We start from the raw sequence: 16,689 nt of genomic DNA on the forward strand, positions 1-16,689 counted from the left end.
GAGACGACCGGGTTCAGGCTGCACCCCGGGGTGAAGTTCGGGTCCTCCAGCAGCTTGAACTTGTCGAGCGTGATCACCCACGCAGCAAGCAGCCCTACCGCGCCCGTGACCACCAGCATCCATGCGAACGCCCGGCCCGCACCGACCCTCGTGTCCTGCTCGGGAACCTCGTTCCGGGCGGGGGACGCCTCGTCCTTCACGCGCGTCATCGTCATGGCGGCGACGTTACACGCGGAATCCTTTCATTGCGGTTTTAGCCGTTTCCTTCCACCGGAACGAGGGAAGGCCCCGGCGGCAGGTCAACACCCCTGCCTCCGGGGCCTCTTCGATCGGCCCGGTCAGGTACGCACCCTGCGCACGGGCAGCAGGCAGTGGGCGCTGAGGGCCACCATCTCCTCGTCCCCGAGGAACTCCCGCAGCTGCTCCTCGCCGACCGGCTTCCCCTGCACGGCCTCCGGCCAGGGGCGCAGGGAGCAGATCAGATAGGCCTTGCCGCTCTCGTGCGCGGCCTTCTCCCACTCCGGCGGCACCGGGCACTGCACCCTCATGAAGGGCAGGTTGAGCACCGCCTGTTCGGCCTCCACCAGCAAGGTGACCGGAATCCGGGTCTCGCGGGCGAGGTCCGTCACCTTGTCACCGATCGACAGCCCGATCTTCTCCAGCTCGCCGCGCAGCGCCTCCGACCCGGCCTCCGGCCCGTCGCGACCGTCCCCCAGGGAGTACACCATCAGGTACGGCATCACGGGCGAGTCGGAGTCGGCCTCGGGCTCACTGGCCCAGGGGATGACGATGAGGGTGCCCAGGACGGATTCCTGCTGCCCCGGCGTTGCGGCGGTGGTGGAAGAAGTCATGGTGCCGGATGGTACTGGCGCCTTACGGGTCCTTCAGGCGTTTTTCCACCCGTTCGGCCTATATGCCGGGGCTGTGATTCACCTGGGCGGGTAATGAGATGCGGTACCCCCGCCGGAACGGTCCGTGAGCAGGATCGTTTGCCCGGTGGGAGCCATGACGAGCAAGGGGAGCCCGATCGATGAGCGTCGCACAGTCGTTTACCCGTCTCCTCCCGCGTCGGCGCGCCGTGCTACGGGCGCTGTTCACGCTGTCCGTCACCGCGTTCACAGGCGGCACGCTCGCCCATGTCGCCGCCACACCCACCGAAGGGGCGGAAGGGGGGACGCCGGGTGGGTCCGACGAGATGTACAAGGGCCGGCACATCCAGGTCCACCCGCGGGCCGGGGCACGGTTCGACGTACGGATCGACGGGAGACCCCTGCACCTGATGCGGTGCGCCGGCGGCGGCTACCTCACTCCCGTCGACCACTACCAGTCGTACCCGACGCCCCTCGCCGCCGCTCGCGCCGCCGTGGACGAACTGGGCTCCGCCCAACTGGCCGCAGGAGGACACCATGGTGTACGTCCGTAAGAACCAGCGCGACCTGACCGCCGCCGAGCGGAAGAAGTTCGTCAGCGCGGTACTGGCACTCAAGCGGAGCGGCCGGTACGACGACTTCGTCCGAACGCACATCGAGTACTACAGCGCGGACGGCGAGGACGACCTGCGGGTCGCGCACATGGCGCCGTCCTTCCTGCCGTGGCACCGGCAGTACCTGCTGGAGTTCGAGCGGGCCCTCAGGAGCGTGGACCCGACGGTGACCGTCCCCTACTGGGACTGGACCCGCGACAACACCCCGGCCGCGTCCCTGTGGGGCGAGGACTTCATGGGCGGCAACGGCCGGCGCGGCGATCACCAGGTGATGACCGGGCCCTTCGCGTACGCCAAGGGCAACTGGCCGATCACGGTCGGCGTGACCGAAAGCCCCTTCCTCACACGGAACTTCGGCAACCCGGCCAACCCCATCGGCCTGCCGACCAGGCAGGAACTCGCCCGGGCGACCGCCGAGACCGTGTACGACTCCGCCCCATGGGACTCCACCAGCCGTACCGGCTTCCGCAACACACTCGAAGGATGGACCCGGGCCAGCGGCAACGGCCGCTGGCGCAACCACAATCGCGTCCACCGGTGGGTCGGTGGCCTGATGCTCGGCGGCGCGTCCGTCAATGACCCGGTCTTCTGGCTCCACCACTCCTTCATCGACCTGATCTGGTCGCGCTGGCAGAAGAAGAACCCCCGGGCCGCCTACCTGCCCGCCACCCCGCCCCCACCGAGCTCCTCCCAGTACCGGCGGGTCGTCGCCCGGCACGAGCCGATGCCGCCGTTCGAGGTCACCCCCGCCCAGGTCGCCGACCACCACCGCATCTACCGCTACGCGTGACGGCGCGCCGTACACGGGAACGGCCCCCTGGCCGGTGAGCCGGGGGGCCGTACGTGGCTGGACGCGCGGTGTGTTCGCTCAGCCGCCGTAGCCGTTCTTGTGGTCGTCCTTCTTGTGGTCGTTCTTCTTGTCGTCCTTCTCGTGGTGCTGGATGTTCGCGCACTTGTTGCCGAACGCGGGGTTGAGCAGGCCGACGATGTTGACGGTGTTGCCGCACACGTTGATCGGGATGTCGATCGGGACCTGGATCACGTTGCCGGAGATGACACCGGGGGAACCGACAGCAGCGGCGTCGGCGCTGGCGCCGGCCATGGCCACGCCGGATCCGCTCAGAACGACAGCGCCCGTGCCGACGATGACGGCGGCAGACCTTGCGATGCGAGACATCAAAATCTCCTTGTGCGTGGAAATCCGACCGCGGGCCTGCGGTCGTCACTCCCCTACAACGCCGCTGTCCAGGCCGGGTAACGGCCGCGCCACTCCAACAGCCGGTCGCGGCACAGGGTTCCCTCATTCGGCCGCGGGGAGAGCGCAGGGAAGGGTGAGGGGACGGTCAGTTCTTCGGCTGCGCGAGGCCGAGCGTCGAGCCGACCGCTGCGGTCACGGTCGGTGCCAGGAACCCGACCTGCGGCAGCTCGACGCCCGGCAGACCGAACGACTCGGCGCGCGGCAGGGTGACCGGGGAGCGGAGGATCGCGCCCGGCGTGGTCGCCTGCACCACGGAGGGGGGAGCCGCGACCAGGGCGCGGCCGGTCTCACCCTCGACGACGCTCGGCAGCGGGGCGCTGACCAGCGTTTCCGGCACAACCGCCGTGACCGGGAGCTGCGGCAGCCGCAACGACTGGACCTTGCCCTCCCCGTATCCGGTGAGCCCCATGGGTGCCCCCGGCATCGGGATGGGGACGCCGGTACGCAGTGTCGGCGTCTCCGTGGGCAGTACGGTGCCGAGTCCGTGCAGTGGCACGTCCACCGGTGCGACGGGTACGGCGGCGGCCTCGGCGGGCGACGCCATCGCCGCCGATGTGAGGCACGTGACGACGATCCCCATGCCGGCCTGAATTTTCCGGTTCATTGCTGCGTACGCCTTCCGGGGCTGGTGAGTACGGTGTTGCTGCCCGAAAGAACGAGCACGCGCCGAGAAGCGCGTCAGGTTTCGCCTGGTTGCAGCAATGCCGCCGCACCGGTGTTGACGACCGGATACGCCGAAAGGCCGACGGAAACGTCGTCGTTTCCCGTCGGCCCCGGCAGCGTCGCGTACGCAGCGGTACTTCCCGGCGTTCTGCCGGGTTTTCGCCAGGCGAATTACTTGCCCAGCGCGGGCAGTCCGCCCAGGAGCGGCTTCGCGGTGTCCTTCGCGGGCTCCAGCCCACCGGCGGTGTTCTGCACCTTGTTGACGGCCTTGCCGTCGGTCACTTTGCCGACCGCGTCGGCCGGAACGGCCTCGGTCAGTCCGCGCTTGCCCAGCGTTTCGACTCCTCCGTTGAGGCTCGACGGGGTGAGGTTGTCGACGGCGAAGGCCGGCGCGGCAGCGCCCAGAGCCATCATGGAACCGGCGACGACCGCAGCAACCTTGGTGGGCTTCATTGGAGTGAGTCCTTCCTGGAATGGCGTCTGTTCGCTGCAACTCACGCACACCACAGGCCATTTGGAATCACCTGTGCAGTGCTCTGCCTTCTGTAACGAGCCCTCCGCGTGGGGGAAACTCCGCGAGCCCGGAATTCTCGGCACTGCACTCGAACGATACGAACCCGTCCTATTCTCCGATCAATGTGAAAAGGAAGGCCGGCGGCCGTGTCGGCTCAGCGGGGACTGAGGCGGCACGGCCGTCGGAGTGGGGGTGCGTTCGCCTAGCGGTCGGCGGTCACCGGCGTCTGCGGGCTGGTGGCCGGGAGCGTGGTCGCGGGCAGCGTGTTCATGCCCGCCGCCGGCGTCCCGGTCATCTTGGCGACGTCCCGCATGATGGTGTCCATCAGGGTCTTGGTCGCGGCCTGGACCTGGGACGCCGAGGTGACCGCCTGGCCCTCCACCGCGGCGGCGACCAGGTCGTCGATGGCCTTGTCCATGGCGGCGAGAGCCTTGTCCATGTCCGCGTCCGCGGTGTCGACGGAGCCCATGGCGTCCAGGGCATCCAGGCCGTCCACGGAGTTCACCGGGTCCAGGAGGTCCGTGGGCATGTCGTCGGCCGCCGCCCCGGTGCCGGTGGTGCCGGTGGTGCCCGTGGTGCCGCTGGTGCTGCCGGTCTTCGATTCGGCCGCCGCCTCCCTCAGGGCCTCGATGGCGGCCGTGAGGTCCTTCATCTGCTGGTTCATCTCGGTGGCGGGGAGCGTCTGGGTGCTGTTCGTGCCCGATACGGTGCCGAAGACGGAGTCGAGCACGCCGCCGATCGAGCCGAGGATGTCGCTGATGTCCTGCGGCGACGTGGCCCGCTGCTCGGCGGCTTGATGGGTGGAGTGGGCGAGTGCGGGTCCCGCCGTACCGAGCGTGAGCGCGGCACAGAGTGCGGTGACCGCCACACGGCGGGGTGTCAGGAGACGCATGCCTTGTCCTTCCAGTGATGCGTCGAGAATGTGACATCACCGTGAGTCCGCTCATTGCGACCCGCAAACGCATGCGTGACAAGTGTGAATGGGCCCTACGGGTGAATCCGGCCGCCTGACCTGCCGCGAAAAGCCGCCGGCGGTACGTCGGCGGGCAATCGCCTTGCGCCGCCGATGGAGTGGCCCGCCCCGCTGCGCAAACGCAGAAGTGCGCCATCCCACGAGGGATGGCGCACAGTCGTCACGCCGGGTTGTCCGCGTGAAGCGGCGCGTCAGTCGTTGATGCAGACGTTGCCGAAGGTGGGGTTGAGCAGGCCGACGATGTCGATGGTGTTGCCGCACAGGTTGATCGGGATGTGGATCGGCACCTGGACCACGTTGCCGGAAATGACACCGGGAGACTTCACGGCCGCGGCATCCGCGCTGGCGTCGGCGTGCGCGACGCCGGTGGCACCGGCGACGGACGCGGCGACGGCGAAGGTCAGGACGGCTGCCTTCGCGGTACGGGACATGGTGACGAACTCCTGGGTTGGTGAGGCGCGGCGGCCGACGTGGCGGCTACACCGACAACGCCCCCAGAATCTCGCCGGTTGCGCGACCGAATGGGTGACGCGCCCCGCCGGACGCTCGCGCGCGACACGCCGCACCGGCAACGCGGCGTAAAAATCGGCAAGTTGCTCCAGCGGTGTTTCGCATGCTTCTGGTCGTGTTTGTTGAGTTATAACGTACATCTCGCTGGACGCGTCCTCACTCGTCAAAGCGGAGAACCAGTATGGGGAATTCAGAGGTTCTTGCAGTGCGGGCGCACCCGAATTCCGCGCGCCGCTGACATTCGCCCGAGCGCCGGAAAGCGCCGATCCCGCCGACCCCGTCGACTCCGCCGAAACCCTCCCTGCCGCCCGCTTCGCAGAAAGCTTCGTAGAAAGGGTCACGCGTGCGTCCCCCATTCACCGCATTGCATGTTGTCCAGCCGGGTGACGGCGGGGTGGCCCGCGTGGTCACCGACGTGGTCGGCGCGCAGCTGGAACTGGGAATGCGGGTCGCCGTCGCCTGCCCGCCCGGTACACCGCTGGCGGTCGCGGCCGACGTGTGCGGCGCGGACGTGCACCCGTGGCGGGCCGGCCGTGAGCCGGGCCCGCGGCTGGTCGCGGAGAGCCGCCGGATCGCCGAGCTCGTCGACCTCGTACGTCCCGACCTGGTGCACGCGCACAGCGCGAAGGCCGGGCTGGCCGCCCGGATCGCCGTACGCGGCCGGGTGCCCACCGTGTACCAGCCGCACGCCTGGTCGTTCGAGGCGGTCGACGGAGTGGCCGGCGCGCTCGCCAGGTACTGGGAGCGCTGGGCCGCCCGCTGGACCGACCGGGTCATCTGCGTCAGCGACGCGGAACGGCTGCGCGGCCAGCGCGCGGGGGTCCGGGCGCTCTGGTCGGTGGTCCACAACGGTGTGGACGCCCAGCGGTTCCGCACCGGGCCGGGCCGGGGCGCCGCCCGCGCCGCACTCGGGCTGCCCCCTTCGGCACCGCTCGTGGTGTGCGTGGGGCGGCTGTGCCGCCAGAAGGGCCAGGACACGCTCCTGGAGGCATGGACCGCCGTCCTCGACCGCGTACCGCACGCCCGGCTCGTCCTCGTCGGCGACGGCCCCGCCGCCGGGGCGCTGCACGCCGCCGCCGAGCGGTTCCGCGGGCCGGGGGCGGCGGGGGCGGTCGGCGCGGTCGGGCCTCCGTCGGTCACCTTCACCGGTGCCGTCGCCGACCCCGCGCCCTGGTACCGCGCCGCCGACCTGGTCGTCCAGCCGTCCCGCTGGGAGGGGATGGCCCTCGCGCCGCTGGAGGCCATGGCGGGCGGCCGGCCCGTCCTCCTCACCGACGTGGACGGCGCCCGCGAGAGCCTGCCACCGGGCCACGCGACGTACTGCCTGATCCCGCCCGGCGACCCGGCCGCGCTGGCCAAGGGCCTCACCGTGCTCCTCCAGCGGCCCGTCCTCCGGGAGGCCCTGGGCCGCCAGGCCCAGCAGCACGTACTCCGGCGATTCGACGTGCGGCGCGCCGGCGCGGCCATCGCGGACGTGTACCGCGAGGTGACCGCCGCGCCGCGCCACGAGCTCAGGGAGCCGATCTCCCAGTGACCACCGAAAGCACCAGCCCGGCCACCACCACCGTCGTCCCGCCCCAGGGGGCGGCGGACCGGGTGGCCCTGCCGCCGCGCCGCCCTGTTCCCGCCCCGCCCTTCGTCTCCTCCCTGGTCGCCACCGACTGCGTCGCCGTCCTGCTCGCCGCGCTGCTGCTCGACCCCGGGCAGCGCAGCGCCGCCCTGCTGATGCAGCTCACCGCGGGCCTGGTCGTGCTCAACGGGTACGCCGGCCTCTACCGGCCCGGCGCCGTCGCCTCCGTACTCGACGAACTGCCCACCCTCGCCGGGCGTGCGGCGATCGCGTGGTGCGCGGCCGCCGCGCTGCTCGCCGCGCGGTCCGCGCAGCTCGCCGTGGGCCTGGCCGCGCTGACCGCCGCGTACGCCGTCCACCTGGGCTTCGTGTGCGGGTGCCGTGCCGTCCTGCACCACCGGCGCCGTGCCGCCGCCCGCGCGCACCCGCGCTCCGCGCTCGTCATCGGCTCCACGACCGCCGCGCAGCGGCTGGCCGAGACGCTCGCCAGGCACCCCGAGTACGGCATCCGTCCGGTCGGCATCGTCACCACCCACCGCCCTCCGGCCCCGGCCGAATCGTCACTGCCGGTGCTGACGACCCCGGAGGAGATCCACCGGGCCGTCATCCAGAACAGCGTGCGCGACGCGGTGTTCGCCGGGGGCGAGCAGCCCGACCTCATCGCGCTGCTGTGCCACTACGGCTGCGTCGCCTGGCTGGTCGGCGACACCGGTGACGGCACGCCGATGAGCCAGCACCTGTGGGGTCACGCCTGCCGGCGCCTGGAGGCGCCGCCCGCCCACCGGGGGCGGCTGCCCAAACGGGTCCTCGACGTCACCGTCGCCGGGCTCATGCTCGCCGCGCTCTCGCCGATCCTGCTGCTGTGCGCGGCCGCGATCCGGCTGTCAGACGGCCCCGGCGTGGTCTTCCGCCAGGAGCGCGTCGGCCAGGACGGCCGGCTGTTCACCCTGCTGAAGTTCCGAACGCTGCGCCCTGCCGACGACGAGGAGGCCGCCACCCGCTGGAGCGTCGCCCACGACGAGCGGATGAGCGTCGTCGGAACGTTCCTGCGGCGTACCTCGCTCGACGAGCTGCCACAGCTGTGGAACGTGCTGCGCGGCGACATGAGCCTGGTCGGCCCGCGCCCGGAGCGTCCCTACTTCGTCACCAAGTTCAGCCGGGTCCACCCCGGTTACGCGGCACGGCACCGGATGCCCGTCGGGCTGACCGGGCTCGCCCAGGTGCACGGGCTGCGCGGCGACACCTCCATCGAGGACCGGTGCCGCTTCGACAACCACTACATCGACCACTGGTCGCTCTGGCAGGACGTGTGCATCCTGCTGCGTACGGCGGCCTCGCTGATCCGCCCGGCGGGCAGCTGATGCCGGTACGCAGGTGGGCGCCGTTGGTGCCGTTGCTCGCCGTCGTCGCGCTGCTCGCCGTCCCGCCGCCGCACGGCTCGTCGGGCACCGGCACGCCGGCGGACGCCGCGTCCGCCGTGCTGGTCGTCTTCTGCGCGGTACGGGTGGTCCGGGACCGGGCACGGCCCCTGTCACGGACGGCGGCCGTCGTGCTGGGCCTGCCCGTGCTGGGCATCTGCACCGCGGCCGTCGCGTCCCACGACCCGGCGGCGAGCCTCCCGGGCGTCGCCCGTTACCTCCAGGTCTTCGTCCTCGTACCGGCGGCCGTGGTGCTGCTGGTGCGGGACCGGCGGGACTTCACCGTGGTGGCCTGGGCGGTGATCGGCCTCGCCCTGGTGCAGGGCGCGGTGGGGGTGGTGCAGTACCTGACCGGCACGGGCGCCTCGTACATGGGGGAGGACGTCCGGGCGGTGGGGACGTTCGGGGCGACGGACGTGATGGGCATGGCGACGGCCGTCGCGTACGGGATCGTCGCCGCCGCGGGGATCGCGCTCGGCTCGCCGGGGCGGCGGGCCAGGGCGTGGGCCATGGCATGCGGCGGGCTGCTCGTCGTACCGCTGGTGGTGTCGTTCAGCAGGGGCGCCTGGATCGCGACGGTCATGGCGTGCGGTCTGCTGCTGACGCTGTGCGGGGTGCGGCGGGCCGTGCGGGTGGGCCTGGCGGCGGGGGCGCTCGGTGTGGTGCTGGTGGCCGGGCTGGGCGTCGGCTCGCAGCTGGTCCAGGAACGGGTCGCGAGCATCTCGCAGGTCACCGCCGCCCCCGACCGGTCGGTCACCGACCGGTACACCATGTGGGCCGCGGCGGCCGGGATGTGGCGCGCCGAACCGCTCACGGGCGTCGGGCTCAAGGGCTTCCCCCACTACCGGGACAGCCACGCCTCGCTGGCCCTGTCGTCGGGCAGCGACACGGCGGGCGCCGGCAGCGGCTTCCAGCGGCAGCCCCTGCTGTCGCCGCACAACATGTACCTGCTGGTCCTGGGCGAGCAGGGCCTGCTGGGCCTCCTGACGGTCGCGGGCAGCTGGCTCGCCCTGCTGGCGTGCGCCCTGCGGCGCCTGGCCGACACCCGCCGGGACGGCCTGGAGTGCGCCCTGGTCGCGGTGGGCCTGCTGGTGTGGCAGCTCGTCGACTTCGCGTACGCGGACATCGGCGGTCCCGCGACGGTCCTCACCGCCCTGGTGCTGGGCCTGGCCGCCTGGTGGTCCTTCGCCCCCCGCCCGGCGGCGACCACGTGCCCGGCCGGACTCCGGGGCGGCCCGCCACCGTCCCCTCGCCCCCGGGCCCCCTGGACGCCGTCCGACACGGCACCCGGCGCCCCGCCACGTACCGTGCCCGGCCCGGCCGCCGCCGCTCCGCCGCCGAACCGCCCCGTCACCCGCAGCGGGGGAGGTGGGCATGGCTGACCGCCCGCAGCGGGTGGCGATGGCCGCGCGGCCCGCGCCCGAGGGCGGGCCGACGGCATGGGCGCCGTCCGGCCGCCTCCTCGCCCGGGCGGCCGCGCTCACGGCCGCGCTGACGGCGGTGGGCGCCCTGCTGGGGCTGGTCCGGGACCAGTTGCTGGCCCGCACGTTCGGCGCGGGTACCGGCACCGACGCCTTCCTCGTCGCCTGGACCGTCCCGGAATTCGCGGCCACGCTGCTCATCGAGGACGGCATGGCCCTCGTCCTCGTACCCGCCTTCGCCGCCGCCCTCGCTCGACGGGCGGACCGGACCGGCGGCCCCGACCCCGTACACGCCCTCGTCAGGGCCACCCTTCCCAGGACGGTCCTCGTCCTGAGCACGGCGACCGGGCTGCTGGTGTTCACCGCGCCCTGGCTGGTCGCCCTGCTCGCGCCCGGGCTGCCGGAGCGGCAACTCGCCGTCGACTGCACCCGGTGGACCGCGACCTGCCTGCTCTCCTTCGCGCTCACCGGGTACTGCAGCGCGGCACTCCGCGCCCACGGCCGATTCCTCGCACCGGCCGCCATCTACGTCGCGTACAACGCCGGCATCATCACGGCGGTCGTCGTCCTCGACCCCGGCGCGTGGGGCGTACGCGCCGCCGCGGCCGGCGTCGCGGCGGGCGGCGTGCTGATGGTGCTGATCCAGGCGCCGGTCCTGTGGCGCCAACTGCGTGCCCCCGCCGCTCCGGCGAGGCCGCGACACGGCGAACCAGGACAGCGGCGCCTCGTCCTGGCCGCGCTCGCGCCGGTGATCGTGTTCGCGGTGAGCCGGCAGTCGCAGGTCCTGGTGGAGCGGTTCCTCGCCGCCCCGCTGCCCGCCGGGGCGATCTCGCACCTCAACTACGCGCAGAAGGTCGCCCAACTGCCGATGGTGCTCTCGCTGATGCTCTGCACGGTCAGCTTCCCGGTCGTCGCACGGGCGCTCGCGGCCGGTGACACGGCGACCGCGCGGCGGCGGGCCGAGCGGGACCTGCTGCTCGCCGGGGTGATCGTCCTCGTCGGCGCCGCCACCGTCGTGGCGGCCGCCCCGCAGATCGTGCACCTGCTGTTCCAGCGCGGCGCCTTCGACGGCGCCGACACCGCCGCCACGGCGGCCGTCATGCGGGTGTACGCCCTCGGGCTGCTCGGCCACACCCTCGTCGGCGCCCTCGTACGCTGCTACTTCTCCGCCTCCCGCCCCCTGTGGTACCCCGCCGCCGCCATGCTCGGCGGCATCGCCGTGACCGCCGCCGCCGGCGGGGCCTGGGCCGGGTCGTGGGGCACCGAAGGCATCGCCGCGGCCAACGCGCTCGGCATCACCCTCACCGCCGCCCTCCTCCTGCTCGGCGCCCGCGGGCAGAGCGTCCCGCTCGACGCGCGCCGCCTCGCCGCGGGCCTCGCCCGGCTCACCGTGGCGGCGGCCGTCGCCACCGCCGCCGGGTGGTGGTGCGCGGCCGGCCCGCCGCTCCTGGCGGTCGCCCTGGCGTGTGCCGCCGTCCCGGCCGTCTTCACCGCCACCGCCTGCGCGCTGCGCGCCCCGGTGGTCCCCTCCTTGATCCGCTCCGCGCATCCGTTCCGTCGGCTCACGAAGGCCCGATCATGAACCAGCCCAGAATCCCCCTGTGGGTGGCGATGTACCACTCGATCGACGACACCACCGACGACGACCCGTACCACGTGACCGTCTCCCCCTCCCGCCTCGACAAGCAGCTGCGCTGGCTGCGCGACCACGGCCTGCGCGGGGTCGGCCTAGGGCAACTCCTGCTGTACGCGGCACGCCACGGCGACACCCGCGGACTGGTCGGCCTCACCTTCGACGACGGATACGCCGACTTCCTCGACAACGCCGTCCCGGTTCTGCGCCGCCACGAGTGCACGGCCACCGTCTTCGTCCTCCCCGGCCGGCTCGGCGGCGACAACACCTGGGACGCGCTCGGCCCCCGCAAGCCGCTGCTCACCGAGGACGGCGTCCGCCGCTGCGCCGCCGCCGGCATGGAGGTCGCCTCGCACGGCCTGCTCCACGTCTCCCTCCCCGCCGCCCCCGAGCGCGTACTGCGCGAGGAGACCGCGGACAGCCGCGAACTGCTCCGTACGATCACGGGAACCGCCCCGGACGGCTTCTGCTACCCGTACGGCCACGTCGACGAACGGGCGGTGCGCGCCGTGCGCGAGGCGGGGTACGCGTACGCGGCCGCCATCGACCCCGGTCCCGTGAACAGCGTGTTCGCCCTTCCCCGGGTGCACATCGGGCAGCGCGACACCGCCTGGCGGCTGCACGCCAAGCGCCGGCTGCACGGGGTGCGGCGCGCCCCGGTACCCGTGTCATGAGGCCCCTGAAGGTCCTGCACGTCATCACCGGCCTCGGCATCGGCGGCGCCGAACAGCAACTGCGCCTGCTCCTGCCGCACATGGACCGCGTCCGCAGCAGCGTCGTCACGCTCACCAACCCCGGACCGGTCGCCTCCGCCCTCCGCGCCGACGGGGTGCCGGTCGCCCATCTCGGCATGCGCGGCAACCGCGACCTGTCCGCCCTGCCCCGCCTGACCCGGCTGATCCGGCACGGCGCCTACGACGTCGTCCACACGCACTTGTACCGGGCCTGCCTGTACGGCCGGCTCGCCGCCCGGCTCGCGGGCGTACGGACGGTCGTCGCGACCGAGCACTCGCTGGGCGCCGCACAGATCGAGGGCCGGCGGCTGAGCGGAGGGGCGCGCGCCCTGTACCTGGCCGGCGAGCGGCTCGGTACGTCGACGGTCGCCGTCTCCGACACGGTGGCCCGCCGCCTGGCCGCGTGGGGCGTGCGCCCGGGGCGCATCCGGGTCGTCCCGAACGGCATCGACGTGGAGCGCTTCGCCTTCGACCCGGCCGCCCGGCGGGCGGCGCGCCGGCGGCTGGGGCTGGCGCCCGACGCGTACGTCGTCGGCGGGGTGGGCCGGCTGGCGCCCGGCAAGCGGTTCGACACGCTGATCCGGGCGGTGGCGGCGGTCCCGGGTGACCCCCGGCTGCTGCTGGTGGGGGAGGGCGAGCAGCGGGAGCGGCTGGAGCGGGTCGCCCGGGAGTGCGGGGCGGCGGACCGGGTGGTGTGGGCGGGTGCGGTCGACCGCGGCCTGCCGGAACTGCTGGCCGCCATGGACGTGTTCGTGTCGACGTCCGCCGACGAGGCGTTCGGCCTCGCGATCGTCGAGGCGCTGGCCGCCGGGCTGCCCGTGCGGTACGTGGCGTGCCCCGCGCTCGACGACCTGCCGCCCGAGGAGGCGCCCGGGGCGCGCCGGATCGGTGGGACGGTCGCGGAGGTGGCCGCCGAGCTGCGGTCGGTCACCCGCGAACGGCTGGCCGTGCCCGCGGCCGTACACCGCTACGACATCGCGCGCAGCGCCCAGCAGTTGATGTCGCTCTACCAAGACCTTTACGACGGCCTTCACGACGACCTTTACGACGACCTTTACGACGGAGCGAGTTGTCGATGACCACGACCCAGTCCCTTGCCGTACGCCGCGCCATCGGCTGGCTCACCCGCCTCAGGCGCACCCGTCGCCGGTGGCTCGTCCCGGCCGCCGTGCTGCTGGGCGTCGTCGTCGGCGGCTGCTACGGGCTGCTGAAGACCCCCGAGTACGCGGCGACCAGTCACGTCATCGTCGTACCGTCCGCGAAGTCCGACCCGGCCGGGGCGATGGGCCTGGCACAGGCATACGGGCGGGTCGCCACCGACATCGCGATCGTCGGCGACGCCCAGGTCGCGGCCGGCGTGCCGGCGGACACCCTGCGCGCGAACGTGCAGGCCGCGACCTCGCCGGACGCCCCGATGATCGCCATCACCGCGAGGGCACCGAAGGCCGCGGCCGCGGCGGGCATGGCCGACAGCGTGGCCAGGGCCCTCGTGCAGAAGGGCTCCCACACGGAACGCAGCACCGGGGTGAAGGTCCTCCAGTTCACCCGGGCGGCCACGCCCACGAGCCCCGTCTCGCCGTCGGTGTCGCTGTCCGCGCTCGTCGGCGGCTGCGCGGGCGGGCTGCTCGGCGCCCTCGCCCTGCTGGTGCGGCCCCGGTACGCCCGGCACGGCGGCCGGCCCGGGTACGGGTCCGTGCCGGGGCCGGTGGCGCAGCAGGAGGCGCTCGTATGACGTGGGAGGTCACGGTCTGCCGGGACGGCGAGGAGTTCGGCCGGCTCGGGCGGGAGTGGACGGACCTGTACCGGCGCTGCGCCACGGTCACGCCCTTCCAGTCGCACTCCTGGCTGCACTCCTGGTGGGTGTCGTACGGCACCCCCGGCCGCCTGCGCATCGTCCTCGTACGCCGGGACGGCACGCTCGTCGCCGCGGCGCCCCTGCAACTGGTGCGCGGGCCGCTGCCGGTACTGACCCACTTGGGCGGGGCGATCACCGACTTCTCCGACGTGCTCGTCGACGACACGCACGCCGACGAGGCGGTACGGGTACTGACCGGCGCGCTGGGGCGGCTGGCCCGTACCGCCGTGATCGACATCCGGGAGGTACGGGCCGAGGCCGCCGCCCAGCGGGTGTACGCGAGCTGGCGCGGGCCGCGCCACCGCCTGCCCGACTCCGTCTGCATGGAACTGCCCGCCGCGTCCATCGACGAACTGGTCGGCCGGCTGCCGTCGTCCCGCGCCCAACGGGCCCGCTCCAAGCTGCGCAAGCTCGACAGGCTGGGCATCGAGGAGTACGTCGTCCCGCCCACCGAGGTGCCCTACGCCTTGCAGCGGCTGCTGGACCTGCACCAACGCCAGTGGGCGGACCGGGGAGTGACGCCGGAGCACCTCAAGCCCCGGTTCGCGGAGCACCTTCAGCGGGCGGTGCGGTCGATGGTGGAGTCGGGGGAGGCGATGGTGACGGAGTTCCGCATGGCGGGCGACGTGGTCGCCGCCGACCTCACCCTGATGTCACCGCTGCTGTCCGGCGGTTACCTGTACGGAGCGCATCCCGTGCTGCGTGACAGCAAGGTGGACGTGGCCACCCTGCTGCTGCGCAACGGCGCCCGGGAGAGCAGCACCAGTGGCCGCACCACGCTGAGCCTGTTGCGCGGGCGCGAGCCGTACAAGAGCCACTGGCGCCCCGAACCGGTCGTCAACCAGCGGCTGATGCTCGCCCGCCGGCGCACGGCGGCACCGCTGCTCCTCCTGGCCGGGTACGCGGCCGGCCGCCGCTGGGCGGCGGACCGGCTGCGCGACCGTGCCTGGGTGCGGCGGCTCAGGACGTGACGTGACGACGCCATTCGAGCCGGACGCACAATGTGCGGCCGAGCCACTTCTCGACCCAGTCGCCCAGATCCAGCGTCGTACAGGCGGGCTGCTGGGGCTGCGGCTCCGGTTCGGGCTGCGGTTCGGGCTCGGGCTGCGGTTCCGGTTCCGGTTCCGGAGTCGGCTCCGGGGCCGGCTCCGTGGGACCGCCCTTCCCGGACAGCATCGTGCGGAACACCTCGGACGACTTCGGATTCTCGCCGCACTGCCAGACGCCGTGCGGGCAGTAGTCGGTGATCGTGTGGTACAGCGGCTTGTGCCGGTCGATCCAGTCCAGCATGCGCCGCATGTACTCCGGGTTGTCACCGTTGCGGAAAAGACCCCACTCCGGATACGAGATCGGCTTGCCGTGCTCGGCGGCGAACTCCACGTGCTGCCGCAGCCCGTAGGGTTCGTTCACCTGCTCGTCGAAGGTCTGGCCCGAAGGCTGGTCGTACGAGTCCATCCCGATGATGTCGACGACGTCGTCACCGGGGTAGCACGCGGTCCACGGAATGGCGTCCCGCCCGCGGTTGGGCGCGAAGTCGAACCGGAACCGCTGCCCCGGCACCTCGCGCATGGCGGTCACGATGCGCTTCCAGTACGCCTTCCAGGCCTCCGGGTCGGGGCCGCAGCGGTGCGAGTACGTGATGCCGTTCATCTCCCAGCCGAGGACGACGACAGTGTCCGGCACGCCGACCTGTACGAGACGTTCCGCCAGCGCCCGGAAGTGCCGGTCGAACCGCCCGTCCGCGCCCAGCCGCAGCAACTGGCGTACGACGGGGTCGGGCAGGTGGCTCTCGTTGCGCTCCAGCATGGGCACGTTGAGGACGAACAGGCGGTCCTTCTGAGCCCGCCGCCACTGCGCCCAGTGCTCCAGGAACCCTGGGCGCCCCTCGATGTTGGTCCACACGTCGCCGGGCAGATAGGTGTGGCCCACGCGGAGCTCGGTGCCGCCGAGCCACTTGCTCAGCCCCGCCATGCGGTGGATGCCCAGCGGCCCGTAATGCAGGTAGGCCCCCACCGCCGTCCTGGCCGCCTCCGCCCCGTCCTGTGCCCCCGCTCCGGGTTTCGTCCCGCCCGCGTCCCCGGGGCCCGCGCCCTGCCCCGGCCCGTCCTCCGTCCCGCCCTCGGGCCCGGGTTCCGCACCGGGCGCCTGCCTGCGCTCCAGCCCCACCGCCGGAGCCGGCCCCGTCCCGCCCTCGGGCCCGGGTTCCGCACCGGGCGCCTGCCTGCGCTCCGGCCCCACCGCCGGAGCCGGCCCCGTCCCGGCATCCGTCTCCGCCCCGTCCCCCACCACCGTCCCGCTTCCTGAACCGCTTGTGGTTCCCGAGCCGCTCCCGGCGTCCGCACCGCTCCCGGCCGCCATCGCCGTACCCGTACCCGACCCCGTACCCGTGCCGGCGTCCCGGTCCCCGTCGGGCCCCGGCCCCTGCCGCGGTCCGGTCACCGGTGCCGGCCCGGCGGCGGGTCCTGGGGCCGCGTCCGCGCCGGGTGCGCGGGGGGCTGTCGGTACGGCGGCGTGGCCGGGCGTGGCCGACAGGGCGGAGCCCGCCATCAGCACGCTGAGCAGGCCGGCGGTGAGCACCCCCCGCCGCGCGCCGTTCGTCTTCGCTCTCCGGTGCCCCATGTCCGCTCCTTCGCCAGGCGTCAGGATTTCGCCAGCCA

18 protein-coding genes are annotated in these 16,689 nt (G+C 73.1%); 10 read left to right on the top strand and 8 right to left on the bottom strand.

What is annotated here, in order from left to right:
* Together ABT360_RS25915 and ABT360_RS25920 are read right to left on the bottom strand one after the other, a co-directional pair.
* The coding region (locus ABT360_RS25915; RefSeq protein ID WP_351821222.1) for a vitamin K epoxide reductase family protein at nt 1-209 on the bottom strand (209 nt) is incomplete at its 3' end.
* 129 nt (nt 210-338) lie between these two features.
* The gene (locus tag ABT360_RS25920) at nt 339-851 is read right to left on the bottom strand and encodes a DUF5949 family protein (protein ID WP_351821109.1); all 513 of its coding nucleotides are present in this window, start codon (nt 849-851) and stop codon (nt 339-341) included.
* A gap of 179 nt (nt 852-1,030) precedes the next feature.
* Between ABT360_RS25920 and ABT360_RS25925 the strand changes: the two genes are divergently transcribed.
* Both ABT360_RS25925 and ABT360_RS25930 read left to right on the top strand, forming a co-directional pair.
* Nucleotides 1,031-1,423, top strand: a complete 393-nt coding sequence (locus tag ABT360_RS25925; protein ID WP_351821111.1) for a tyrosinase family oxidase copper chaperone — start codon at nt 1,031-1,033, stop codon at nt 1,421-1,423.
* Complete coding sequence (locus tag ABT360_RS25930) at nt 1,407-2,273, top strand: tyrosinase family protein (RefSeq protein WP_351821113.1); 867 nt, start codon at nt 1,407-1,409, stop codon at nt 2,271-2,273. Before ABT360_RS25925 ends, ABT360_RS25930 begins: the two co-directional genes overlap by 17 nt.
* Nucleotides 2,274-2,351: 78 nt before the next feature.
* On the opposite strand, the gene ABT360_RS25935 is transcribed toward ABT360_RS25930, so the two are convergent.
* From ABT360_RS25935 to ABT360_RS25955, 5 genes are all read right to left on the bottom strand, one after another.
* Nucleotides 2,352-2,660 carry a chaplin gene (locus ABT360_RS25935; RefSeq protein WP_351821115.1) on the bottom strand — a complete coding sequence of 103 codons (309 nt, stop codon included), beginning with the start codon at nt 2,658-2,660 and terminating at the stop codon, nt 2,352-2,354.
* A gap of 166 nt (nt 2,661-2,826) precedes the next feature.
* A complete protein-coding gene (locus tag ABT360_RS25940) occupies nt 2,827-3,345 on the bottom strand; it encodes a hypothetical protein (RefSeq protein ID WP_351821117.1) in 519 nt (172 codons plus the stop codon).
* Between the two features lie 230 nt (nt 3,346-3,575).
* Entirely contained in the window at nt 3,576-3,857 is a 282-nt protein-coding gene (locus ABT360_RS25945; protein WP_351821120.1) for a hypothetical protein, read from the bottom strand.
* Nucleotides 3,858-4,120: 263 nt separating this feature from the next.
* Complete coding sequence (locus ABT360_RS25950) at nt 4,121-4,810, bottom strand: hypothetical protein (protein WP_351821123.1); 690 nt, start codon at nt 4,808-4,810, stop codon at nt 4,121-4,123.
* A gap of 272 nt (nt 4,811-5,082) precedes the next feature.
* Nucleotides 5,083-5,322, bottom strand: coding sequence for a chaplin (locus ABT360_RS25955; RefSeq protein ID WP_351821125.1), 240 nt, complete (start codon nt 5,320-5,322; stop codon nt 5,083-5,085).
* Nucleotides 5,323-5,744: 422 nt separating this feature from the next.
* Between ABT360_RS25955 and ABT360_RS25960 the strand changes: the two genes are divergently transcribed.
* From ABT360_RS25960 to ABT360_RS25995, 8 genes are read left to right on the top strand one after another with little or no spacing between them, the layout of a single operon-like run.
* Entirely contained in the window at nt 5,745-6,935 is a 1,191-nt protein-coding gene (locus ABT360_RS25960; RefSeq protein ID WP_351821127.1) for a glycosyltransferase, read from the top strand.
* Nucleotides 6,932-8,332 (top strand): sugar transferase, encoded by a 1,401-nt coding sequence (locus ABT360_RS25965; protein ID WP_351821130.1) that lies wholly within the window; start codon nt 6,932-6,934, stop codon nt 8,330-8,332. The genes ABT360_RS25960 and ABT360_RS25965 overlap by 4 nt, the downstream gene beginning before the upstream one ends.
* Nucleotides 8,332-9,771: an O-antigen ligase family protein gene (locus tag ABT360_RS25970; protein WP_351821225.1), complete on the top strand. Its 1,440-nt coding sequence runs from the start codon at nt 8,332-8,334 to the stop codon at nt 9,769-9,771. The genes ABT360_RS25965 and ABT360_RS25970 overlap by 1 nt, the downstream gene beginning before the upstream one ends.
* Complete coding sequence (locus ABT360_RS25975) at nt 9,764-11,392, top strand: lipid II flippase MurJ (RefSeq protein WP_444852325.1); 1,629 nt, start codon at nt 9,764-9,766, stop codon at nt 11,390-11,392. Before ABT360_RS25970 ends, ABT360_RS25975 begins: the two co-directional genes overlap by 8 nt.
* On the top strand, nt 11,389-12,117 hold the full coding sequence (locus ABT360_RS25980) for a polysaccharide deacetylase family protein (RefSeq protein WP_351821133.1): 729 nt from the start codon (nt 11,389-11,391) through the stop codon (nt 12,115-12,117). Before ABT360_RS25975 ends, ABT360_RS25980 begins: the two co-directional genes overlap by 4 nt.
* A 5-nt stretch (nt 12,118-12,122) precedes the next feature.
* Nucleotides 12,123-13,256 (top strand): glycosyltransferase, encoded by a 1,134-nt coding sequence (locus ABT360_RS25985; RefSeq protein ID WP_351821227.1) that lies wholly within the window; start codon nt 12,123-12,125, stop codon nt 13,254-13,256.
* On the top strand, nt 13,253-13,909 hold the full coding sequence (locus ABT360_RS25990) for a lipopolysaccharide biosynthesis protein (protein ID WP_351821136.1): 657 nt from the start codon (nt 13,253-13,255) through the stop codon (nt 13,907-13,909). The genes ABT360_RS25985 and ABT360_RS25990 overlap by 4 nt, the downstream gene beginning before the upstream one ends.
* On the top strand, nt 13,906-15,003 hold the full coding sequence (locus ABT360_RS25995) for a GNAT family N-acetyltransferase (protein WP_351821139.1): 1,098 nt from the start codon (nt 13,906-13,908) through the stop codon (nt 15,001-15,003). Before ABT360_RS25990 ends, ABT360_RS25995 begins: the two co-directional genes overlap by 4 nt.
* On the opposite strand, the gene ABT360_RS26000 is transcribed toward ABT360_RS25995, so the two are convergent.
* On the bottom strand, nt 14,993-16,270 hold the full coding sequence (locus ABT360_RS26000; protein ID WP_444852327.1) for a glycosyl hydrolase: 1,278 nt from the start codon (nt 16,268-16,270) through the stop codon (nt 14,993-14,995). The genes ABT360_RS25995 and ABT360_RS26000 overlap by 11 nt on opposite strands.
* Nucleotides 16,271-16,689: the final 419 nt, after the last annotated feature.

Source organism: Streptomyces sp. NPDC000229 (genome assembly GCF_040300825.1).
Lineage (GTDB): Bacteria > Actinomycetota > Actinomycetes > Streptomycetales > Streptomycetaceae > Streptomyces.